The following is a 22335-nucleotide window of genomic DNA, read 5'->3' as shown; positions in this document are numbered from 1 at the left end:
CCACCAGGCCGATGACGACAGTGCGGGGCGAAGAACGCAAATCGACTTCGGCGCACTCCGGTGTGTCAGTGCTCTTCGCGTCTCTCGTACCAGGCTTGTGTACGGTTCACGATCCGCACCACGGACAGCATGACCGGCACCTCGATCAGCACACCAACCACCGTCGCCAGCGCCGCCCCCGAATGCACGCCGAACAGTCCCACGGCTGTCGCCACCGCCAGCTCGAAGAAGTTGCTGGCGCCAATCAACGCCGAAGGGCCGGCCACGCAATGCGCCACGCCCAGCCGACGGTTGAGCAGGTAAGCCAGGCCGGAAGTGAAATAGACCTGGATCAGGATCGGCACCGCAATCAGCGCGATCACCAGCGGTTGCTTCACGATCTGCTGGCCCTGGAACCCGAACAGCAGCACCAGCGTCAGCAGCAGGGCGGACAGCGACAGCGGACCCAGCCGTCGAAGCGCACGCTGCAGCCTCGCCTCGCCGCCACGCGAAAGGATCCAGCGCCGCAGCAACGCGGCCACCAGCACGGGCACCAAGATGTAGAGGCCAACCGACAACAGCAGCGTATCCCACGGCACGGTGATCGCCGACAGGCCCAGCAACAGCGCAACCACCGGTGCGTATGCGACCACCATGATCGCGTCGTTCAACGCCACCTGGCTCAGGGTGAAGTTGGCATCGCCGCGGCACAGGTTGCTCCAGACGAACACCATGGCAGTGCAGGGCGCGGCCGCCAGCAGGATCAAACCGGCGATGTAGCTGTCGATCTGTGCTGCGGGCAGCCAGTCCGCGAAGGCATGGCGCAGGAACAGCCAGCCCAGCAGCGCCATCGAGAACGGCTTGACCGCCCAGTTGATGAACAGTGTTACCCCGATGCCCTTCCAGTGTTGCTGCAACTGGCGCATCGCGCGGAAGTCGACCTTCAGCAGCATCGGGATGATCATCAGCCAGATCAGCGCGGCAACCGGCAGGTTGACCTTGGCGACTTCGGCGGACGCCAGCACCGCGAAAGCACCGGGTAGGAAGTGGCCCAGCAGCGTGCCGACCGCAATGCAAAGCCCGACCCAAAGCGTCAGGTGGCGTTCGAACAGATTCATGCGGGAAGTCACGGCATGCTGTCGGTCGGCTGCAACTGTCCAATCTGATCCAGCGCGTGCTGCAGCGCTTCGCGGTCGGACCACAATGAGTCAGGCAAGGCGAGCAATGCACGCAGTCGCGCCTTCACGATGGCATGAGCCAGCGCGAAGGCTGCGGTCTTGTCGGCATCGCTGCCTGCCACGGCGGCCGGATCGGGCAGGCCCCAGTGGCTGCGGACGAAGTCACCGAACACCACAGGGCAGGCTTCCGCTGCGGCTGCATCACACACGGTGATCACCAGAGCCATCGGTGCTGCATCCACGAACTCATCCCACGACTTGCTGCGCAGCCCTTCAATGGGCATTCCTTCGGCCTGCAACTGGGCCAGCGCGAAGGGGTTGATCTGGCCATTGGGCTGGCTGCCCGCACTGAATGCGCTGAAGCGATCACCGCCCCATGCACGCAGGGTGGCTTCAGCCAGCACGCTGCGGGCGCTGTTGCCGGTGCAGAGGAACAGGACATTGCGGGTCATGGAGCAATTGCCTTGAGAGGAGAGGATCTGTGTGGGGTCAGCCCTTGCAGGCGGGCGCCGTGGGCATGCATTGCTCGGTTGGCGAGCCCGCGCAGCAGTTGTGCGTCAGGTACTCGATCAAGCCGTTCATCGCATCGAAGTTGGCGCGGTAGCAGACATGGCGACCCTGGCTTTCGCTCTCCACCAGGCCGGCCTGCACCAGCTCCTTCAGGTGGAAGCTGAGCGTGGCTGGGGGCACCTGCAGGGCCGTGGCGATGTCGCCCGCCATGCGACCTGCCGGGCCAGCCTCCACCAGCAGGCGGAAGGCAGCCAGGCGGGTGGCATGGCCGAGGGCGGTGAGGGCGGCGATTGCATTCGACGTTTCCATATTTCTAGAATAGTCGAATGAATAAGCCAATCACAAGTGCCCACCTGCCGAACCTGGTAGACGCCTCACTGCCCCAGCCCGATCACCGCCAGCTTGCCGCCGCAGATCTGGGGCCACCACGCATCCTCCTGCTCTACGGCTCGCTTCGGCCGCAGTCGTTCAGTCGCAAGCTGGCGCTGGAAGCCGAGCGATTGCTGCGTCACCTGGGGTGCGAGACCCGCGTGTTCGATCCGCATGCGCTGCCCATGCTGGACAGCGTGCACCCGCACCACCCTGAAGTGCAGCGACTGCGCGAATGGTCGCAGTGGTCGGAAGGCCAGGTCTGGGTCAGCCCCGAGCGGCACGGCACGGTCACCGGCGTGTTCAAGAACCAGATCGACTGGTTGCCGCTGGAAGATGGCAGCGTGCGGCCCACGCAGGGCAGGACGCTGGCGCTGCTGCAGGTGAGTGGCGGCTCGCAGTCGTTCAATACGGTCAACACGTTGCGCGTGCTCGGCCGTTGGATGCGCATGCTGGCCATCCCCAACCAGTCGTCGGTGGCCAAGGCCTGGCAGGAATTCGATGACGACGGCCGGATGAAACCCTCGCCGTACTACGATCGGGTGGTGGATGTGATGGAAGAGCTGGTGAAGTTCACGCTGCTGACGCGGGGCCGGTCGGACTACCTGGTAGACCGCTACAGCGAGCGGAAGGGCGACGCGCACGCCGCGGCATTGGCGCGGGCTGCAGAGGCTACGGCTTCCTGATCCTCATTGGTGCTGATGTGAGGCACGCTCACCCAAGCAGCCTCTTCACCCTTGAAGCTGCAAGGCGGATGATCACCACATAGGCCAGCAGCATGCCGGCGCCGATGCCCATTACTTCGATTTCCCAGTTGTGGCGGTAGGGAGAAGGGCCCATGAAGGCCCACGCCAGAAGCACCGCCGCAATCAGCAAGGCGCTGCGATTGGCCTTCGAAATGAGCTCATCTTCGGTCGCGTGCCCCATGTTCGGATCCCAGGAACCGAGCAGCCATCCCAAGCCACGCAGGTACTCGCGCGCCACGAAGAACAGGAAGACGAATACGCCACCCATCGTGCTCAGCAGAAACTGGAAGAGTGGGTCCACCGGCGGCCTCTTGGACGAGGCAGACATTGCCTCGCAGGATCATCAACGGGCGCAGTATGCCAGCGTGCTGGCCCCCAAGGGATGGCGCCTTGCCTCAGCCGCAGGCGACTTTCCAGCAGCCGACGGTGCATCGCAGCTGCCCGGGCGGGCAGGCTCGGTCAAGGCGTGCGCCGCAGCGACAAAGGCGGATGCAGGAACGCTCTACTCGCCGGCATGCTGTGCGGTCTTCTTCTCGTCGCCATCTGCGGCGGCACGGCTCTGCGCGAACTCCGGGAACGTCTTCGCGATCGAATCCTTGTCCGGCAGGATGTAGAACACACCGCCCTTCTCGAACGTGGACTGCACGATCTGCTCGTAGAACGCGGGCGAGACGTTGATGCAGCCGTGGGTGACGCGGTTGTCGTCCGGCGTCGGCGTTGCCAGCCGTTGGGCGCGTTTCTCTTTCGGGGTGCCTGGCGGCAGCGGGTGCATCGAGACGGCGGAATCGTAGTCCACCCACAGCACGCGCCCGGCATCGTCGGAGGGGCCGTAGCCACCAATGAAACGGCCGGCAGGGGTGGTGCGGTCATGGCCGGGAATCGCGCTCAGTGCGAGCTTGGCAACACCAGGGGCCGAGTGATCACCGATGGCCGAACCGAACAGCGCCGGTGCCGCGCCGCGCAGCTTACCGTCGCCGCCGAAGATCAGGACCTGCGCGGCGGCCTTGTCCATGATTGCGAACGGGTAGCCCTGGTTGTCCTTGCTGGCAACCACCCAGCCGGCCAGCTCGATCACTGTTTCGGACACGCTCTGGTCGGGTGGAAGTTCATCAACGGCGGCAATTCGCTGTTCAGGGGCTTCCTTGTCCTTGCCCTTGGCGCTGGCTGCGCCGCTGCACGCAACGGCCAGTGCCATCGCCAGTGCGGCATGGAGGACGCGGCGTGCAGGGGAGGAGGAGGTACGAATGGGACGGCTCCTTGCAATGCAATCCTGGGTGGAAGGATGCCAGTGGCCGGCGAAGGCCACTGGTTCCCGATACAGAGGTGGATCAATTCAAAGGATGAGGGAGCTATCAGCCGCGCGGCTTGCGACCGGCCGGTGCCCTTTCAAGCTGCTGTACGCGGCCTTCGATCTGGTCCAGACGCTGGTTGGCCTGCTGCGCCGACTGGTTGGCGGACTCGGCACTCTGGGCAGCGCCCTGCACCTTTACGTCGAGCTGATCGAGGCGCGAGTTGATGGTTGCGAACTCGTCCTTGTAGGTGGCGCAAGCGCCGAGGCTTACGGTGGCCACGATGGCGACGGTGATGGCGCGTGCTGCGTTGATGTGCTGCTTGGTCAGTTTCATTTCCAACTCCCTCCTTCGTCTGGGGAAGCTGGAATATAGCGGCGTTTGTTCCCGGCGCCAGCCCGTGCTTTCAGCTGGAATTTGAGTACGTGGATGGGCTGTGAAGGCCTGTAGATCAACAAACCTTAACAAGCGGGATCAAGCGAACTGATCTGCATCGGCGGGGCGCCTTGTGCCTGTTAAACCTTACCCATTCACCTGCATGAAGCCGGCATCACGGCATGCGCGTCTGCGTGCTTCCGCCTGCTCCGCACGCAGGTTGCCATCCACTTGCTTCCAGCAGCGCTGCAGCGTTCCCAGGCTGGACATCCAGCAGTTCGGCGACGCCGCTGCGCGTGTCGGCCGCGCGCGCAACATAGGCATGGGCGATGCGATAGCCGATCCAGTAGCCGAGATCTCCGCGGCGCGCATCGTCGCCGGGACCGTTGTACAGCCACCTCGAAAGATCGGTACCCATGCTGTCCTGCAGGAACGCGCGCTCCAGCGCACACTCGCGACCCTGTGTCCAACGCTGCAGATGCGCGTTGGCCGGTTGCCCGGAGATCCGTTCGGCCACGTATTCGGCGCCCCCTTCCAGCAGGGTCTGATAGAGCAGGGTGGGCTGCTCGATGTCCACGCGTGCACCGGGCTGTTGCACGTGCACATACTCATGCGCGATCAGATGCACGAAGCGGTCACCTACGTCGGTCTGCATCCAGTCGGCGTTGCACAGTGCTTCCAGTCCGATGACCACACCTGCTTCGGTAGTCACGCCACCACTGTTGCCGCGGCCCACCAGTACGGTGACCGGAGGAAAGCGCGCAGACGGCAACAGGGCGCCAAGTCGATCGACGGCAGCGGCGACGCGCGTGCGGATCGATGGCAATGCGGTCGCGCAGGTTCTCGCTTTCGCAAACAATGCCGGCTTGTCCTGGATGGCCCTGGCCAGCCGCTCCATCGAGCCGATACGGCGGTCGGTGAAGCTGCGCAGGGCATCCGTACCCGCATCCAGATAGCCGTGTTGCAGATCATCGGCGCTTGGGCGCCCTTGGTTGGCGTCCAGCACCTTGAAGAAGCGCGTGACATCGTCTGTCTGTACGACGATGTGCCTGGCAGAAACGATGCGCTCAGCGGCCTGTGCCTGCAGTAGCGCAACCGGCGAGGCGATCAGGATCAGTGCCCGCATCAAGCATCGAGCGTGGTGCGCGTAAGAAGCCGACAGCGGTCCCATGCGGAGTTCCCTGAACGCCAGCCTTATTTATACACCAGTCAGTTCAATATTCAGGGTTGATTAGACCCCCTAACGGATAATTCACACCTGTCGACCGCCTCTTCTCTCTCCCCCTCCCGGGAGGCGGCCGACGAAACCAAAATAATTAAAGGTGTGTCCCGATGAACAAGAATTCGCTGCTTGCCCTGGGTCTTCTGGCTGCTCTGCCGTTCGCTGCATCGGCAACCGATGGCCTGTCGTACAACTACGTTGAAGGCGGCTACGTGAACACCGATGCCAAGGGCGGCGACGCCGACGGCTGGAAGGTGAAGGGTTCCGTGGCGGTGCACCCGAACTTCCACATCTTCGGCGACTACAGCGCGCAGGAGACCGACAAGTTCAAGAATGACGTCGACCAGTGGCGCATCGGCGCCGGCTACAACTACGGCATCGCACCGAACACCGACCTGGTGGCTCGCGTTGCGTACCAGAAGTTCGACATGAAGCATGGCCTGGACTTCAACGGCTACTCGACCGAAGTTGGCGTGCGCACCGCGTTCAACCCGTACGTGGAAGGCTACGTGATGGCCGGCTACGAGGACTACACCAAAAAGCACGGCATCAACCCGGACGGCGAGTTCTATGGCCGTGTCGGCGCCACCGCCAAGTTCAACCAGAACTGGGGCCTGAGTGGCGAAGTGAAGCTGGCCAAGGCCGGCGACCGCGAGTGGTTCGTGGGCCCGCGCTTCACCTGGTAACAAACGCCTGTCGTTAGTGCGTGTTGTGCTGGCGTGTGACTCTCTCTCTCTCCCACACGCCAACCGAAGCCCGGCCTCGCGCCGGGCTTCACTTTTATGGGCCCCGTGGCGCCACAATGCGGCATGGGCGACCCTTCCTCTCTTGCAGGCACCGGCACGACCTACCAGGAGCATCTGGCGCCTGCGCAGCTGCGCGGCCACTTTGGCCAGCTGTGGCAGAGCCAGCTTCCTGCCGATGCCGATGGGCACATCACCGTATTGCCCGATGGCTGCGTGGATATCCTCTGGCGCGACGGTGCGCTGTTCGTCGTCGGCCCGGACCGCGTGGCCGCGCACCCGGCGCTGGCACCCGGTGCGCAGGTGCTGGGCGCACGCTTCCGTCCCGGCCAGGCATTGGCCGCGCTGGGCCTGCCCTTGGCCGGGATCATCGGCCAGGCCGTGCCACTGGCCGACCTGAAGGGCGCGTGGGCGAACAAGGCGGCGGCCTCCATCGGCGACACCGCGCCTGCACAGCGCCTGCAGCGAATGGCGCACTGCCTGCAACAGCACATGGGTGCGGCCGCGCTCGATACGCCGGCGCAGCGCGCCCATGTCCTGTTCCAGGCGCTCGCCGCGGGTAATGCCACGCTGGATACGCTGGCGGCGCATTTGGGCCTGAGCCCGCGCAGCCTGCGGCGTTTCAGCCAGTCGCAGTTCGGCTACGGCGCCAAGACGCTGGAGCGGATCCTGCGGCTGCAACGTTTCCTGCGCCACAGCCGTGCGCTGCCGCAGCACTCGCTGGCGATGCTGGCCGCTGATGCCGGCTATGCCGACCAGGCCCATCTCAGCCGCGAGGCGCGTGAACTGGCGGGCATGACCGCCAGCGAGCTGCGCCTGGAGTGGGGACAATGATGGCCGTTTTGTTCAAGACCACTGTGCTGCATTGATCGATGCTGGGCTCCCACCACGGAGCCTCGCCATGAATCCTGCCGCGCCCCACGATGCCGAACGCCGCATCGACAACATCGAATTCAACGTCGCCGACATTGCCCGTAGCAAGCGCTTCTACGGCGAGGTGTTCGGCTGGCATTTCACGGACTACGGCACGGCCTACACCGAGTTCGACGACGGCCGTCTGAAAGGTGGCTTCGTGGCCGACGCGCCGGTGCGTGCCCACGGGGGGCCGCTGGTGATCCTCTACTGCGCGGACCTGGCCGATGCGCAGCAACGCGTAGTGGCCGCCGGTGGCGAGGTAGTGCAGGCGGTGTTCGCCTTCCCGGGTGGTCGCCGCTTCCACTTCCGCGATCTGGATGGCTACGAACTGGCGGTCTGGAGTGATGTGGACTGAGGCCTTCGTAGCTTCGCCGGTGGACGGAACGAGAACCGCTCCGTCCCCGGTCAGGCGGTTCCGCTATGATCGCCCGCACATCGCCACACGCGATGCGTCCGCCTCAAGCCAGCAGGAACCGCCGTGAACTCCCAGCCCGCACCGATCACCGCCGTCAACCATACGCTCGACAACGAGCCGCAGCAGATCACCGCGCCACTGACCCATTCGGCGGCGTTTCTGGTGCTGAAGGTGAAGGATGACGAGGCGTCGATCGCCAAGGCACGCGAGGTGCTGGCCAGCACCGACGACCTGATCAAGAACACCGCCATCCGCGAGATCGAACGCACCTTCACCTGCAACGTGGCCATCGGCCACCGCGTGTGGCAGCCGCTGGTGGGCACCACGCCGCCGCGCGAGCTGCAGCCGTTCCGCGAGATCAAGGGCGCGACCCACACGGCCGTGTCCACGCCGGGCGACCTGCTGTACCACATCCGTGCACGCACGATGGATCTGATCGTGGCGTTCGAGCGCAACCTGCTGATGGCCTTTGGCGATGCGGTGGAGACGGTCGATGACGTGGCCGGCTTCCGCTATTTCGATGGCCGCGACCTGCTCGATTTCGTCGACGGCACCGCCAACCCTGAAGGGCTGTCACTGCCGGAAGCCACCATCGTGGGTGAAGAGGATCCGGAACATGCCGGCGGCAGTTACGTGGTGGTGCAGAAGTACCTGCACAACCTCGATGCCTGGCGCGCGCAGAAGACCGAGGCGCAGGAAGCAATCATCGGTCGTACCAAGCACGACAACATCGAGCTGGACGATGCGCCGGCCGATGCGCAGAAGTCGCACAAGACGCTGTGCACCATCGAGGATGCCGACGGCGAGCACGAGATCCTGCGCGACAACATGCCGTTCGCCAACCCGGGTCGCGGCGAGTACGGCACCTACTTCATCGGCTACACGCGCCGCCTGTGGGTGATCGAGAAGATGCTCGAGCGCATGTTCATCGGCAATCCCGCACCGCTGCACGACCGCATCCTCGACTTCTCCACCGCCACCACCGGCGTGACCTTCTTCGCGCCCTCGCGCAAGGTGCTGGCCGACCTGGGCGACTGATCGCGCCGAGTAGCAGCGGCCGCCATCTGCCTGTCATCTACCGCGCCGACCATCAGCCGTTGGATGAGAGCGCAGGGGCGGGCGATGGCGATGGCAAGGAACACAACCGGTGCACGCCGCTGGTGGCGGCCACTGGCCGCGTTGTTCGGTGCGCTGGCACTGGGGAGCGCCGGGGTGTCCGCGCAGGAAGCTCCTGCACACTGGATGGCCTATGCCGCCGCCGTGGGGGGGCAGCTGCAGCAGCGCCTGCAGCAGGAGCAGGACCCGCAGGCGCAGCGCGTGCTGGAATGGCTGCAGGCACATCCGGACGCGCCGACGCCGTTGCCGGTGAGCGTGTGGATCGCGGCGGATGGCCGCATTTCGAAGCTGGAATTCGACAGCCTGGGTGATACCCAGGTCGACGCCGCCCTGCGCGCGACCCTGCAGAGTGCACCCCTGCAGGCCGCGCCACCGGCCGACATGCGCCAGCCGCTGCGGCTGGGTTTGGTGCTTACCCAGTAGATCCACGCCATGCGTGGATGTTCTGGGTAGATGCCGACCTTGGTCGGCACGCACGCCAACCAAGGTTGGCGACTACCGGTAGCCCAGCCACGTATGGCGTGGCTCTACCGGGTTGCCACCTGTGGCTCGCGAGCGGCGGCGCTCCATGCGCGCAGGCCGAACACGGCCAGGCCGAGGAAGAACACGTACAGCGCGGCGGTCACGTGCAGCGACTTGAACAGGTACGCACCCACATAGACCACGTCCACTGCGATCCACACCCACCAGCAGGCCACGTGGCGGCGTGCCTGCCACCATTGCCCGACCAGGCTCAGACCGGTCAGCAGCGCATCCAACCACGGCAGGGCAGCGTCGGTGAAGCTGTGCATGGCCGCACCCAGCGCCACGCCACCGCACAGGCCGATGGACAGGTCGCGCAGCAGCGTGCCGCGCGCCAGCGGCACGATGCGGATGCTGCCCTCATCGGCGGCATGCTGTCGCCAGTTGAGCCAGCCATAGACCAGGAAACCACCGAAGGCGACCTGCAGCAGGGTGTCCGAGTACAGCTTGGCCTCGGCGAACACCAGGCCATACAGCGCCACCGACAGCAGGCCCACCGGCCACGCCGCCAGCCGGCGCCGGGCCATCAGCCAGACGCCGAGGATGCTGCACAGTGCGGCGGTCCACTCGAGCATCACGCCGCTCACAGCGCGAACGTCACCGACAGGCGGGCCTGTCGCGGTGCGCCGGGGAACAGGTAGTAGTCACCGCCGCTGCTGCCGGTATCGCGCCAGTAGAAGCGGTTGAACACGTTGTCCACCGACAGGTTCCAGGTCACTGCGCGCTCGCGCAGGCGATGCTGGAAACGCAGGCCAGCGTCGAACACTGAATAGTCGGGTGCGCGCACGCCACCGTCGGCGCGGGCCACGTTGGCACCGGCATAGCGCCAGCCGCCGGTCACGTCCAGGCCTTGCACGAACGGCAGCGCATAGGCCAGGTGCACGCTGGCGCGCACCTTCGGCACGTTCACCAGCTGATGGCCTTCATAGGCCGGCGTGCCGGTGTCGCGCGCGCGCGCCTGCAGCACGCTGGCGCTGGCCACGATCTGCAGCGCATCGGTCAGCTGGCCGTTGGCGGTCAGCTCCAGGCCGGTGTGGGTCTGCGTGCCTTCCTCGACGAAGGTGTAGCCGACGTCGCTGCTGTCGGGCTTGGCGTACTGGTACGGCTGCGAAATGCGGAACACGGCCGCGCCCAGGGTCAGCGCTTCGACCGGCACGTACTTCACGCCCACTTCCAGCTGCCGCGACTGCACCGACGGCAGGAAGGTGTCGGCGTTGCTGGTCCAGAACGGCGCTTCCTGGCCCAGCGAAATGCCGCGCACGTAGCTGGCATAGGCATTGAGCTGGTCGGTGGCCTTCCACACCACCGCAGTCTGCGGCAGGAAGCGCGACAGGCGGCTGTGCCGCTGCGGGGTGCCACGCTTGTCGTAGGCGCGCTCATCGAGGCGCACGAAGCGGCCACCGGCCAGCCACTGCCAGTCATCGCCGAAGCTGATCCGGTCCAGCGCGAAGAACGCGGTCTGGCGGCTGTCCAGGCGCTGTGCGGACGGTCCCGGCATCTTCGGCGACGGCGCGAATACCGGCACCGGTGCTTCGTGGATGTTGCTGGTGCCGACGTACTCGTTGACGCTCGGGCGCTTGTCCACGGTGCGCCGGAAGTAGTCGGCACCGACGGTCAGCTCATGGCCGACGCTGCCGGTCTCGAAGCGGCCACGCAGCTCGGCACGGGCCTGCTGGTTGCGACGGGTGTCGTCCGGGCTGCGGTAGTCGTAGACGTCATAGTCGCCGTTGGGCGCGAAGTAGTTGCCCGGCACGCTGCCATCGGCGCACAGCACGGCGTAGTAGCAGCCGTAGGCGAAGGCGACGTTGTCATCGATCACCGAACGGCTGTGGCCGACCGAGATGCGCGACTGCCAGGCCTCGTTGAAGTCGTAGGTATGCAGCGCGGTGATGTTGGTGCTGGCGATATCCACCGGGCGCTGCCACGGCTGGTAACCCAGCAGGTGTTCGCGGTCGACGCCACGCGGCAGGTCGCGTGCGCCCAGCAGTTGGTAGCCGGACACCGAACGCTGCGAGCTGGTCTGGTAATTGGCATCCACTTCCAGCTTGCCGCGCTCGCCAATGAGCCAGTCGGCGGCCAGCGAGTAGAAGTTGCGGCGACCGTCGGCGTGCTCGACATAGGAGTTGCTGGAATCCCATGCGGCATTCAGGCGCAGGCCGAAACGCGGGGTGATCCAGTGGCCGACATCGACGGCGACGTAGCGCGAGCCTTCCGAATCGGTACCGAGCGTGGCGGTGCGCACTTCGGCCGGGCGCTTGCCGATGTAGTTGATGATGCCGCCCGGCGCCATCACGCCTGCGGCCAGGCCGGCTTCGCCCTTGAGGATTTCAACCGACTGCACGTTCTCCAGCGCCAGGCGCTGTTCGCCGGCGATGGACAGGCCGTTGAAGCGGTAGCCGGTGGCGGCGTCCAGGGCAAAGCCACGGATGGCGACGTTCTGGTAGTAACCCACCGGCGCATACGCATCACCCAGCGAGGCATCGTTGCTGGCCAGCTCGGACAGCGAACGCACCTGGCGACGGTCCAGGTAATCGCGCTCAAGCACGTTCACCGAGGCCGGCGTGTCCTTCCAGCTGCCGCCACCGAAGGCGTTCACGCGTGAGGTATCGGCCTTCGGTTTGCCGGCCTGCACGCGTACCGCCGCCAGTTCGGTGGGCGAGCGCTCGGCGCCGGTGGCAGCCGCATCAGGGGACGCATCGGCCTCGCTGGCGTGCAGTGGCAGCGCAGCGCAGAGGGCGAGGGAGAGCAGGGTGGGGCGCAGGCAGCGGTTCATTCGGTTCGTCTTCGGACAACAAGGGAGACGAAGCGACGGCGCGCAGGTGCACAGGGCCCATGATGGGGGTGTGGCTGCGGCTCAAAGCTCCCTACGCCGGTGCAAACCGGATCAGGTTCCAAGGGACTCTCTCAGCCTGGCAGATCCAGGCACCCCCGCTTCAGGTGACCATTTCACTACAAATGGTACGGATTTGCGAGCCGGCGTCCTTCAGGCTGCGGGGTCCAGGCTGCGGGGTCAGATCCCTTTCCGCAGGAAAGGGATCTGACCCCAATGGTGCGCCAACCGGGTCACGCCGCCGCGTGCAGCGCCTGCAGCAGTGCCTGTCCCGGCGCGCTGTGGAACCACGCCGGATGCCCCAGCATGAAGGGCTGCCACGCGACGTCGGCATTGGCGGTCGAGCCGGTGACGCCTTCGAAGTACTCCACTTCGGACAGTGCGAAGTCGAAATGAACCATCGGCAGCAGGTCGGCCAGCAGGTGCACGCGTGCCGCCGACAGCGGCAGCACCTGGCGATAGCCGTCGAGCAGGGCCAGCGCGATATCGATGCGCACCGTCTCCATGCCGCGCTCCAGTTCCAGCCACGCCACCGCGTTGCGCTCGATCGCCGTGGCGAGGTCGAACAGCGCACTGGTGGGCGAGGCCAGGCCAAAATCCAGCACGGTACTGATCTGCCCATCGCGCCACAGCAGGTTGGAAACGTGCCAGTCGTTGTGCGCCCACAATCGTGGCTCATCGCGCAGGCGCTCGGCCAGGCCGGCATGCCACGGCAGCACGTCGCGCTGCAGCTGCGCTTCCCATGGAATGCGCGCGAGATAGCGGGCCAGCCCGGGACGCTCGTGCAGCCCTGCCTTGATGGCCGCGATCGGATCGTCGGCACGGATCAGATCGTCGCGCGCGACCAGCACATGGGTGCTGCGTTGGGGCGCGTGGTAGCTGGCGGCGGCCCGGTGCAGCTGCGCGAGTGTGCGCCCGGCTTCGCGGGCCTGCGCGACATCGGTCAGCAGCGACCACGACACGGCGTCGCGGTACAGGTCCTCGCCGACGCCGATCGCATGCAGCTCGAACGTCCATTCGCCATGTTCGGCCGCAGTGTGGCCATCGGCCGCTGGCAGCACCTGCACCACCGGTACGCCCGCTGCGGCGAGATGGGCGATGAAGTGGTGCTCTTCTTCCAGGCAGGCCGCACTGCGCACGCTGTGGTGATGGCGCTTGACGAACACCGCGCCGTTCGCGCCGTTGACGATGGCGGCAGCCGACAGCGGCCGCGGGCTGTGCCAGCGCGGTTCGCTGCCGATGTGCAGCTGCGGGTAGCGCTGGCGCAGCCACGCGATGTCCGCCGCGCTGATCGGTGGCCAGTCGGCAGCGACCTCGTCGTTGTTGAGGCCCTGCACGCGGTGGGAGGAAGAAGTCATGCCGCAGCCCCAGTGGGGAAAGTCACATCCAAGGCTGCGCATTCAACGCCATGCACGCGGCCAACGCAAACGGGCGGGTCATCGACCCGCCCGTCCGTGCATCGGCATGGAAGATGCCGCGCTGCTTACCAGCCGCGATGGCGACCGCGGTCGTGGTAGTAGCGGTTGTCGTAGTAGCGCTCGCGTTGCCAGCGACGGTCATCACCGCGGTCGTAGTAGCCGCTGCGGTAGTAGCCACGGTCGTAACGGCGATCGTAGCGGTCGTCGTAACGGTGATTGTCGTAGTAACGGCGGTCGCGGCGGTCGGAGGTGGTCAGGTTGCCGATCGCGCCGCCGGCCACGGCGCCGCCGACGGTGGCAGCCGGATCACCGTTGGAGAGCAGGTTGCCGGCCACGCCACCGACCACGGCGCCGACCAGGGTGCGCTTGTCCTTCCTCGACATCGCGCTGGCATCGCTGACCACGGCGACACCGGCCACCAGTGCCAGGGCCATCGCCAGACCACGGAAGCTGAGTGTGGAAGTACTGAGCATGTTCGTTCTCCTGTGAGGTGCATGCCACGCTGGGCAGGGAGGGCGCGGGCGCCCCGGCTGCCGTGGAGACCACGCTGGCGTTCCAACATTGCCGGAACATTGCCTGGTCCACCGTGCGGCTTGCGCATTCATCTAGCGGCAGGCGGCATGAAGCAAGGCTGAAAGCGGCCTCGGCCGCTCAGCTGGCAGAAAGGGAAAAGGCCACGCGGACGTGGCCCTCCCTTCTCTGCCAAGGCGTTGCGGGCTTAGACGCCCATCGCCTTCTGTGCCTGCCGGGCCTGCTCCTGCTGGGCGTCCTGCTGCTGGTGCAGCACGTTAGGCGCGCCCTGCACGGCACCGCTGCTGAGCGCGATGCTCTGCTCGCTGGCGGCTCGGGCCTCCACCGCCACGCGGCTGGCCGCCGGGTCACCGATCGTGCCCTGCACGGCAAACAGGCGTTCACCGTTCGGGCTGGGCACCACCGTGTCGATGCGCTGCAGGCCGGCGGCATGCGCCTCCTTGGTCAGGGCCGCCGCGGCGCTTTCCAGCGCGTGGCGATCCTTGAAGGTGCCGGCCGGCAACAGTTCCAGACCCTTGCTGGCCTGGATGAAGAGCGGATTGCGCGGGTGCCGTTCGTCGTTCAGCAGCGGGCGCTCGCGGGCTTCCTTGATGGCCTCCAGCGTCTTCGCCCCGACAATGCCGTCGGCCACCAGGCCGTTGTCCTTCTGCAGCTGGCGCACCGCCGCGTCGGTGTTGCGGCCGAAGCGGCCATCCTCGACCAGCGGCTTGCCGTCGGCACCGACGTAGCCCAGATGTCCCAGCTGTTCCTGCACCTTGCGCACGCCTTCGCTGTGCGCGCCCTGCTTGTACAGTTCGGCGTGCGGCGTGGCAGCGGCCTTGTGCTCGGCGGCAGGCTTGCCCTGGGCCTGCTCGTGCGATGGGGTGCGGTTTTCCAGCAGGTCGCGCGCCTTGGACAGTGGATCGGAGGCGTACAGCTTCCAGTTCGGGTGGTCCTTCACCTGCTTGAGGTAGTCCTCGACCGGCATGGTGTGCACGCCCTTGCTGCCGGAGGACTGGCTGATCAGCAGCTTGTCGGTGGTGGGGTCGCGCACCACCATCACGATGTGGTCGATGCCGTTCCAGTGCTCGTGGCGGGTCCTGGCCGTATCCAGGCCGATGATCATGCCTTCCTTCAGCGCACCGGGCTTGAGGATCGCGTCGCGGTCAAGCAGCACGCCGGACTGGTCGAATGCCTTGCGCACGATGCCGCCGGAACCCAGGTTGCCCAGGTCGATGCGATCGGCCTTGCTGAAGACCGCATGCCCGGCCTTCTGGTTGATCTCGTCCATGGTGCGGTTCTGCAGCGTGCCGACCCAGCCGGAGCAGTCGATGTAACCCTGCTCCACGTTCTTGCCGGTCTTGCCCGGTACGTACAGCGCGTGACCCGGAATGTTGATGGCGTACTTCACGTGGTCGTACTTCACGCCGGCCTCGTAGGCGGCGTGCAGTTCGATGCCCGGCTTCGGCGCGGTGGCCGCCGCTGCGGTTGCCGCCAGCGTGGCTGCACCCGCCGCCACGGCTGCGCTGGCCTGTGCAGGCGCTGCCGGGGCCTGGCTTTGGCCCGGCGCCACTGTCTGCGGGGCGATGTTCTTTTCCGGAATGCTGATCGCCGCGTACTTGTGGATGTAGTAGCTGGAGAACGTCCGCGCCAGGTCGCCATCGTTCATGCCGCGCATCTCGGCCAGGGTGTGGCCGGTCAGCGCTTTGGCATCGGAACCGATCTGGTTGAGCACGTTGCGGCGCATGTTGATCTCTTCGCCGTGGCCGTTGCGGACCACGCCGAAGGTGCCGGTGGCAATCGCGGTCTGCACCGAGCCATAGCCGGCGCTGCCCTGCTGGTGGGCCAGGTACAGGTCCAGGCCGGTCGGCGTACTGCCTCCGGACAGGTACGGGTGGCCGGTGCGCTCGTTGCGGCGTGCCATCGAGTCCAGGTTGTCCTGGTACATCTGTGCGGCCGCTTCGGTGTTGCGGGTCGGGTCGAACTCGTGGCCGGTCAGGTGGTACTGGCGCGCGGAGCCGGGCACGAACTGGAACAGGCCCTTGGCGCCGGACGAGGTGTTGTGGGCGCGCTCGTTGAAGGTGCCGCCGGTCTCGATGTGCGCGAAGCGCATGAAGTCATCGACCGGAAGGCCTTTCTGCCGGGCGACCTGCTCGACGATGTCCAGGACTTCCTTTCTGCTGTAGTCATGCTGTGCCATGACGTTTTCCTCGGGGTTGATGGAGCGGCGCATGCCGCGAATCGCCAACCGGACTCATCCGTGAGTCAAGAACATGTCGGTCAACAGGAAACCCGCGCGTGGGCGGGTGCTATCAGGGCGCGACGTACTGCTGGGTCGCGCTGTCGAAGGTGTAGTGCACGGCGTCGCCGGCGCCCAGCGCACGGGTCTTGCCGGGGCCTTCGATGGTGGTGCCCTTGAAGGTCACGGTCAGTCGCGGCAGGCCGTTGCCGTCGGCAGCGAAGGCCAGTTCGCCATCGCTGTCGGTGCAGGGCATCACGTTGCCTTCGTCGCAGGCAGCGCTGTTGTCCTCGCCCGTACGCACCGAGCCGACATAGCGCCAGACCTTGCTGTCCACGTCGTCTTCGCTGCGCTTGGGGTTGAACAGCAGCAGTGCATAGCCGGTGCTGCTGATGCCGCGGTCGAAGCTGCTGGTCGGCACCGCCAGCAGCAGGCGACCGTCGGCGGTGCGATGTTCAAGCGGCTTGCGCCGGGTATCGACATCGTCGGCCTTGTCGTACGCGCCCAGCGCGCCGATGGTCCATTCCTGGCCACGGAACTTCCATGGCTTCTTGGCGTCGGCGCCGGCCAGCACGAAAGTGGCCTCGGCGAGGTTGGCGCGATCATCCGGGCCAGCCGGCGACTGCTCGCCCGGCTTGCCGTAGTGCTCGCGGGTATCCCAGGAGAAACCCGTGTAATACGTGGTGCCATCGAGGGTGAAGGTGTGGCCGAACCAGAAGGTCGCCACGCTGCCGTTCTGGACCTCGTAGGAGGTCGCGCCATCACCGTCCACCTGGTAGGTGAAATACATCACGGTCGGCGCGTCGGGCGGGGTGACGGCGGTGTCGGGAGAGGTGTTCTGCATCGGGGCAACATCCTGTCGGGGCGCATCGGCAGCCTGCACGGGAGCGCCAGGCTGGGAGGACGAGGGGGCCGGATCGGCGGCGCTGCAGGCCGCAGCGGAAAGAGAGACGAGCAGGCACGCCGCGAATGCGCGCAGGGGCCGCAACGGCAGGGTCCAACATGGCTCGGGGGGGTGATGCATGCGCCTCTCCATGGTCAGCGTTGCCGGGCCAGACGGCCGGCAGGAAACCGCACCCCATCCACCTGGGACGGGAGCGAGGACATGAGCCGGTCGATTCCTTCGACCTCGCATTGAAAACCCATGCCGGGTCATCTTGGCACAGAACGGCGGCCGGTCAAAGAGGGCGGTGACAGATGCCCTTACAGTGTGATCTGGTTCTCAGATCTTGCCGTCGCGCAGGTAGTCGAACAATTCGGCGTCGCCCTTCAGGCCCAGTTTGAGCATGGCGTCGCCTTTCTGCCGGCTGATGGTGCTGACGCTCTTGTGCAGCTGCAGCGAGATCTCCTTCACCGTCATGCCGGTGCCGAGCAGCCGCAGCACTTCCACCTCGCGTGGCGACAACGGCTTGCCGTCGCCCTCGCGCATGCGCCAGCTGCCCGCAGCCTCGACCCGCTCACGCAGGCTCCGGCTGATGTAGGGCTGGCCCCGATAGACCGCCTGGATGGCCTGCGGCAGTTCGTCCATCGACGAGCTCTTGTCGACCAGGCCGAGCACGCCGCTGTCGAGCACCATGCGCAGGATCGCCAGGTTGTTGGAGACGCTGAGCATCAGCACCGGCAGGTCGGGGAAGCGGCGGCGGATCATGCCGATCATGGCGAAGCCGTCGGCCTGTGGGCTGCCCGGCATGGAATAGTCGGTCACCAGCAGGTCGCAGGGTTGGCTGCCGAGCAGGGCCATCAGCGCCTGCGCGCTGTCAGCCTCGCCGACCACGCGGCCGACCCCGCTCGATTCGATGACGGCGCGGGTACCGATACGGACCACAGGGTGGTCGTCTGCGATGATGATGCGCAAGCTCATTGCTCTAGTATGGCCACCGGGCAAGCCGGGCCGCGACCATCGCGGCCCTGTCAGGATTCTAGGAGATCGACGCCGATGCGTAGCTGGGCTGTTCGCGGGCTGGTCCTGCTGCTGGCCGTGCTGGTGCTGCCCGTGGCGCTGGCACAGGCTGTGCCTGGGCTGTTGCCGCTCAGTCCCCTGCAGCGCGAGTACCTCGCCGCCCATCCAAGCATCGTCGTGGGCCAGTATGACAGCGGCTGGCCGCCGTTCGAGTCCCTCCGTGATGGCCAGCAGGTTGGCCTGGGTCCGGATTATCTGGCGCTTCTCGCCCGTCAGCTGGGTGTGAAGGTCGAGGCGAGGCGTTATTCCGACTGGACATCCGTGCTGGATGCGGCCTGTCGTGGCGAGATCGACGTGGTAATGAATGTCGGTCTCAGTGCCGACCGCACCCAGTGCATGGTCTATACCGCTGCCTATGGCGAGGCGCCGTTGGCGCTGGTGGGGAGGCCGGGCGATCTGCGTGCTTCGAACATGCCCGACCTGGACGGATTGCGGGTGGTCATCGAGCAGGATTTCCTGACCGGACCGCAGGTGCGGGCACGTTTCCCGCGTGCGGTGCAGCTTGTCGCAAACAGCTCGTTGGCTGCGCTGCAGATGGTCAGAGACGACAAAGCTGATGTCTACATAGGCAATGCCTACGTTGCCACCGAACTGATCGCACGCCTGCGCCTGCAGGGTGTCGTCCTGCTGCGTCCGAGCGACCTGCCTCCCGAACGGATGCACTTCGGCGTTCCCAACAGCAAGCAACCGCTGGCCGAAGCGCTGGACCTGGCGCTGGCCGCGACCAGCCAGGCCCAGCGCGATGCACTGGCACAACGCTGGCTGCCCCTGCCGCAGTGGTCGGCATCGGCGCAGCTGGCGCTCAGCCAGGCCGAGAAGCGGGTTCTGCAACAGCCGTTGAAGATCGGCTTCGCGCCAAACGCCGCCCCATTGTCGTTCGCCGACGAGGATGGCAGGCCCAGCGGCCTGGCCAGCGAGTACCTGGCGCGGCTGATGCAGGCCGGTGCCAACCTGCAGGCGCAGAACAGCCATGACTGGTACGAGGTGCGCGAGAAGGCGCGCCGCGGCGAGTTGCAGGCGGTGATGGGCATTCCGGTCGATTCGCACTATCTGGGCCCGGACTGGGTGTACAGCCAACCCTTCATCAGCGTGCCGAACGTGATCGTCAGCCGCCACGACAGCCCGGCGCTGCTGGGCCTGTCCGACCTCCAGGACAAGCGCGTACTGCTGTCGGATCCGGAGCGCGTACGCGGTTACGTGCTGCAGCAGGCGCCGCAGGCCAGGATCGTCGCCGCGCGCAGCGCCGAACAGGCCATGCAACGCCTGATCGATGGTGAGGCCGACGCCTACGTGGGCAATCTGGCCCTGGTCGACCACCTGCTGCGCACGCGTTTCCCGGGGCGCCTGCAGGTTGCCGCGCCCGCGGGCTTCAACGACCAGCTGGCACTGGCCGTGGAGCGCCGGCATGCGGCGCTCGCCACGACCTTCGATCGCTTGCTGCTGCAGATGACGCCACGCGAGCGCGAAGCGCTGCGCGGCGACTGGCTGGCGGTGGAGTACCACAACGGCATCGACTGGCGAAGCACGCTGCGCTGGGGTGTACCGCTGCTGCTGGTGCTGCTGACCGCGCTGCTGGTGCATGGCATCGGCTACTGGCGCCTGCGTCGCGAGGTGGCCGGGCGCCGCCAGCTGGAGCAGCGCCTGGCCGAAGTGACCGACAACCTGCCTGCCGTGGTCTACCAGGCCCGTCGCGAGGTTGATGGCACGCTCAGCTTCCCGTTCATTGCCGGTGACCTCCAGGCGCTGTTCGGGATCACCCGACAGCAGGCTGAGCAGGACGCCACGATGTTGCTGGAACGCGTCGAAGAGGACGATCGCGCGCGCATCCTGCAGGTGGTCGAACAGGCCGCGCACCAGTTCGCACCGCTCATGCTGGAATTCCGCCTGCGGGGCGATGGAGCGGGCCCGCGTTGGGTGCGCACCCAGGCGCAACCCTATGCCGCCGAAGCCGGTGTGGTGACCTGGAGTGGCTACTGGGTGGATGCCAGCGAGGCTCGTGCACAAGCGGACGCCCTGACCGCAGCCAAGGCCGAGGCCGAGCAGGCGGCCGAGGCGAAATCCCGCTTCCTGGCCACCATGAGCCATGAGATCCGCACGCCGATGAGTGGCGTGCTGGGGATGCTGGAAGTGCTGGCGCACTCACCGCTGGATGCAGAACAGAAACGCATCCTTGGCGTGATCGAGGATTCGGCGCAGATGCTCCGGCAGATCCTTGACGACATCCTTGACTACTCGCGGCTGGAGGCCAACGCATTGCGGCTGGAGCCGGTACCGCAGCCGCTGCGGCCGTTGCTGGAAAGCGTGTGCCGGTTGTTGTCGGCGCAGGCCAGTGCACGTGGGCTGGGCCTGCACGTGCAGATCGATCCGCAGCTGGCAGCCGCGCACGAAGTGGATGGCGTGCGTCTGCGCCAGATCGTGTTCAACCTGCTCAGCAACGCCATCAAGTTCACCGTGCGCGGCGAAGTGCGGCTGCAGCTGGAAGTGCTGGGGCCAACCGCCGAAGACGGCAGCCAGCCGCTGTGCCTGAGCGTCACCGATACCGGCATCGGCATCGCACCGGAACAGCTGCAGCACCTGTTTGCGCCGTTCACCCAGGCCGGTGCGTACATCCAGCGCGACCATGGTGGAACCGGCCTGGGCCTGAGCATCTGCCAGCGCCTGGTGCAGATGATGGACGGCGAGCTGGAACTGCACAGCACGCTGGGCGAGGGCACCCGCGCCGAGGTGCGGCTGTCGCTGGTGGAAGCCGGCAGCAGTGATGTTGAAGCGCTGGTCGCCGAGCAGGAACAGGCGGCGCTGCTGCCGCCGGCGCTGCGCCAGGCACGCGTGCTGGTGATCGAAGATCATCCGACCAACCAGGCGATGATGGCCTGGCGGCTGCAGCAACTGGGTGTACCGCATGTGCTGGTCGGCGATGGCCAGCAGGGGCTGGATCGCCTGGCATCGGAGCACTTTGATCTGGTCATTACCGATTGCCGGATGCCGGTACTGGATGGTTTCGCCTTCACCCGCCTGCTGCGCGAACGCGAAGGCCGCAACGGCCAGCCGCGGCTGACCGTACTGGCGCTGACCGCCAGCGTGCTGGACGACGATGCACGTCGTTGCCGTGAAGCCGGGATGGATGAGGTGCTGGCCAAGCCATTGTCATTGGCGACACTGCGCGCGGCACTGCTGCGCTGGTTGCCGCAGGCGCAGGGGCAACGGTTCGAGGAGCCGCTGGCCGAGTCCGCTGCCGTCGATGACAGGACGCTGCCCGATCTGGACAGCCTGCAGCGGCGCTTCGGCTCACGCGCGGTCGCCGAGCAGTTGCGCGACAGCCTGCTGCAGGCCAGTGCAGGTGACCTGGCCGCTGTGCAGCGCGCGCTGGAGGCCGGCGACCGTGAGGCTGCCGCGCTGCACCTGCATCGCCAGGCCGGTGGCTTGGGCGCGGTGGGAGCGACGGTGCTGGCTGCGCAGGCCAATGCCCTGGTCGAGCGCCTGCAGGATGCGGCCGAGACCGATCCGGTGCCGTTGTTCACCGCGGTGGCGGCATTCGTGGCGCGGCTGCAACAGCAGTTGCAGCGCCTGGCTCACTGAGCCGACTGCTGCTGCAGGTAGGCGATCACCAGCGCACGGCGTTCGGCGCTGGGGAAGGCGTTGTACATGCGTGTGCCCGGTACAACATGGGTGGGTGACTGCAGGAACGCATCCAGGGTCTGCGCGGACCAGGTGATGTCGGCGCGGCGCATGCCGTCGGAATAGCCGTAGTCGGGCAGGCTGCCGGCGCGACGGCCGATCACGCCGTGCAGGTTCGGGCCGAAGCGGTGGATGCCGCCAGGCTGCACGGTGTGGCAGCCGGCACACAACTCGAACGCGCGTTGCATGGCCTGCTGCTGCGCCTGTTCCGGCGGGGCGGGCGCTGCAGGCGGGCGCTGGCAGGCCGTGGCGGCCAGGGCCACGGCAACAGCGATGAGCAGGAATGATGCACGCATGGGCGGGCAGGATAGCGGTGTGTGGCAA

General features: G+C 66.5%; 22 protein-coding genes and 1 riboswitch. Of the genes, 7 read left to right on the top strand and 15 right to left on the bottom strand.

Annotated features, from left to right (window positions below):
- Positions 1 to 65: 65 nt before the first annotated feature.
- The 3 genes from arsB to AC5P78_RS07415 are packed head-to-tail and all read right to left on the bottom strand — an operon-like array spanning position 66 to position 1976.
- On the bottom strand, positions 66 to 1097 hold the full coding sequence (arsB, locus tag AC5P78_RS07425) for an ACR3 family arsenite efflux transporter (RefSeq protein ID WP_044569345.1): 1032 nt from the start codon (positions 1095 to 1097) through the stop codon (positions 66 to 68).
- A gap of 8 nt (positions 1098 to 1105) precedes the next feature.
- Positions 1106 to 1609, bottom strand: coding sequence for an arsenate reductase ArsC (locus AC5P78_RS07420; RefSeq protein ID WP_414498502.1), 504 nt, complete (start codon positions 1607 to 1609; stop codon positions 1106 to 1108).
- A 37-nt stretch (positions 1610 to 1646) separates the two neighbouring features.
- Positions 1647 to 1976, bottom strand: a complete 330-nt coding sequence (locus tag AC5P78_RS07415; protein ID WP_049396448.1) for an ArsR/SmtB family transcription factor — start codon at positions 1974 to 1976, stop codon at positions 1647 to 1649.
- A gap of 17 nt (positions 1977 to 1993) precedes the next feature.
- Here AC5P78_RS07415 and arsH point away from each other — a divergent pair, with 17 nt between their 5' ends.
- On the top strand, positions 1994 to 2722 hold the full coding sequence (arsH, locus tag AC5P78_RS07410) for an arsenical resistance protein ArsH (protein ID WP_012478749.1): 729 nt from the start codon (positions 1994 to 1996) through the stop codon (positions 2720 to 2722).
- A 28-nt stretch (positions 2723 to 2750) separates the two neighbouring features.
- Here the strand turns inward: arsH and AC5P78_RS07405 are convergent, their stop codons facing one another.
- The 4 genes from AC5P78_RS07405 to AC5P78_RS07390 form a co-directional block, all read right to left on the bottom strand.
- Positions 2751 to 3110: a hypothetical protein gene (locus AC5P78_RS07405; protein ID WP_012478750.1), complete on the bottom strand. Its 360-nt coding sequence runs from the start codon at positions 3108 to 3110 to the stop codon at positions 2751 to 2753.
- Positions 3111 to 3284: 174 nt separating this feature from the next.
- Complete coding sequence (locus AC5P78_RS07400; protein ID WP_044569346.1) at positions 3285 to 3977, bottom strand: L,D-transpeptidase family protein; 693 nt, start codon at positions 3975 to 3977, stop codon at positions 3285 to 3287.
- A 157-nt stretch (positions 3978 to 4134) separates the two neighbouring features.
- Positions 4135 to 4407 carry a hypothetical protein gene (locus tag AC5P78_RS07395; protein ID WP_005407606.1) on the bottom strand — a complete coding sequence of 91 codons (273 nt, stop codon included), beginning with the start codon at positions 4405 to 4407 and terminating at the stop codon, positions 4135 to 4137.
- 214 nt (positions 4408 to 4621) lie between these two features.
- Entirely contained in the window at positions 4622 to 5572 is a 951-nt protein-coding gene (locus tag AC5P78_RS07390; protein WP_032965489.1) for a DUF2268 domain-containing putative Zn-dependent protease, read from the bottom strand.
- A gap of 206 nt (positions 5573 to 5778) precedes the next feature.
- Here AC5P78_RS07390 and AC5P78_RS07385 point away from each other — a divergent pair, with 206 nt between their 5' ends.
- The 5 genes from AC5P78_RS07385 to AC5P78_RS07365 all read left to right on the top strand — a co-directional run bounded on the left by AC5P78_RS07385 (position 5779) and on the right by AC5P78_RS07365 (position 9280).
- Positions 5779 to 6354 (top strand): OmpO family porin, encoded by a 576-nt coding sequence (locus AC5P78_RS07385; protein WP_005411880.1) that lies wholly within the window; start codon positions 5779 to 5781, stop codon positions 6352 to 6354.
- Between the two features lie 123 nt (positions 6355 to 6477).
- Entirely contained in the window at positions 6478 to 7245 is a 768-nt protein-coding gene (locus AC5P78_RS07380; RefSeq protein WP_044569347.1) for a helix-turn-helix transcriptional regulator, read from the top strand.
- 67 nt (positions 7246 to 7312) lie between these two features.
- The gene (locus AC5P78_RS07375; protein WP_012478754.1) at positions 7313 to 7681 is read left to right on the top strand and encodes a VOC family protein; all 369 of its coding nucleotides are present in this window, start codon (positions 7313 to 7315) and stop codon (positions 7679 to 7681) included.
- 123 nt (positions 7682 to 7804) lie between these two features.
- Positions 7805 to 8779, top strand: coding sequence for a Dyp-type peroxidase (locus AC5P78_RS07370; protein WP_012478755.1), 975 nt, complete (start codon positions 7805 to 7807; stop codon positions 8777 to 8779).
- Between the two features lie 84 nt (positions 8780 to 8863).
- On the top strand, positions 8864 to 9280 hold the full coding sequence (locus AC5P78_RS07365) for an energy transducer TonB (RefSeq protein WP_012478756.1): 417 nt from the start codon (positions 8864 to 8866) through the stop codon (positions 9278 to 9280).
- 104 nt (positions 9281 to 9384) lie between these two features.
- On the opposite strand, the gene pnuC is transcribed toward AC5P78_RS07365, so the two are convergent.
- The 7 genes from pnuC to AC5P78_RS07330 form a co-directional block, all read right to left on the bottom strand.
- The gene (gene pnuC / locus AC5P78_RS07360) at positions 9385 to 9954 is read right to left on the bottom strand and encodes a nicotinamide riboside transporter PnuC (RefSeq protein ID WP_024956293.1); all 570 of its coding nucleotides are present in this window, start codon (positions 9952 to 9954) and stop codon (positions 9385 to 9387) included.
- Between the two features lie 8 nt (positions 9955 to 9962).
- Positions 9963 to 12152 (bottom strand): TonB-dependent receptor, encoded by a 2190-nt coding sequence (locus AC5P78_RS07355; RefSeq protein WP_012478758.1) that lies wholly within the window; start codon positions 12150 to 12152, stop codon positions 9963 to 9965.
- A gap of 71 nt (positions 12153 to 12223) precedes the next feature.
- A riboswitch (TPP riboswitch) is annotated at positions 12224 to 12319 on the bottom strand.
- A gap of 123 nt (positions 12320 to 12442) precedes the next feature.
- Entirely contained in the window at positions 12443 to 13567 is a 1125-nt protein-coding gene (locus tag AC5P78_RS07350) for a phosphotransferase enzyme family protein (protein ID WP_049396233.1), read from the bottom strand.
- A gap of 125 nt (positions 13568 to 13692) precedes the next feature.
- Positions 13693 to 14100, bottom strand: a complete 408-nt coding sequence (locus tag AC5P78_RS07345) for a glycine zipper 2TM domain-containing protein (protein WP_012478760.1) — start codon at positions 14098 to 14100, stop codon at positions 13693 to 13695.
- Between the two features lie 245 nt (positions 14101 to 14345).
- Positions 14346 to 16337: a peptidoglycan-binding protein gene (locus tag AC5P78_RS07340; protein WP_012478761.1), complete on the bottom strand. Its 1992-nt coding sequence runs from the start codon at positions 16335 to 16337 to the stop codon at positions 14346 to 14348.
- A 112-nt stretch (positions 16338 to 16449) separates the two neighbouring features.
- Positions 16450 to 17220: a hypothetical protein gene (locus tag AC5P78_RS07335; RefSeq protein ID WP_005407619.1), complete on the bottom strand. Its 771-nt coding sequence runs from the start codon at positions 17218 to 17220 to the stop codon at positions 16450 to 16452.
- 378 nt (positions 17221 to 17598) lie between these two features.
- Positions 17599 to 18237, bottom strand: a complete 639-nt coding sequence (locus tag AC5P78_RS07330; protein ID WP_005407620.1) for a response regulator — start codon at positions 18235 to 18237, stop codon at positions 17599 to 17601.
- A 75-nt stretch (positions 18238 to 18312) separates the two neighbouring features.
- Here AC5P78_RS07330 and AC5P78_RS07325 point away from each other — a divergent pair, with 75 nt between their 5' ends.
- Positions 18313 to 21912 (top strand): ATP-binding protein, encoded by a 3600-nt coding sequence (locus AC5P78_RS07325; RefSeq protein ID WP_049396232.1) that lies wholly within the window; start codon positions 18313 to 18315, stop codon positions 21910 to 21912.
- Here AC5P78_RS07325 and AC5P78_RS07320 read toward each other — a convergent pair.
- Entirely contained in the window at positions 21906 to 22307 is a 402-nt protein-coding gene (locus AC5P78_RS07320; RefSeq protein WP_012478764.1) for a c-type cytochrome, read from the bottom strand. The genes AC5P78_RS07325 and AC5P78_RS07320 overlap by 7 nt on opposite strands.
- Positions 22308 to 22335 lie beyond the last annotated feature (28 nt).

This window comes from Stenotrophomonas sp. YJH_SMC_133, assembly GCF_059370655.1.
Note: the sequence above shows the minus strand (reverse complement) of the source record. Positions and strands in the feature narration are given on the sequence as shown.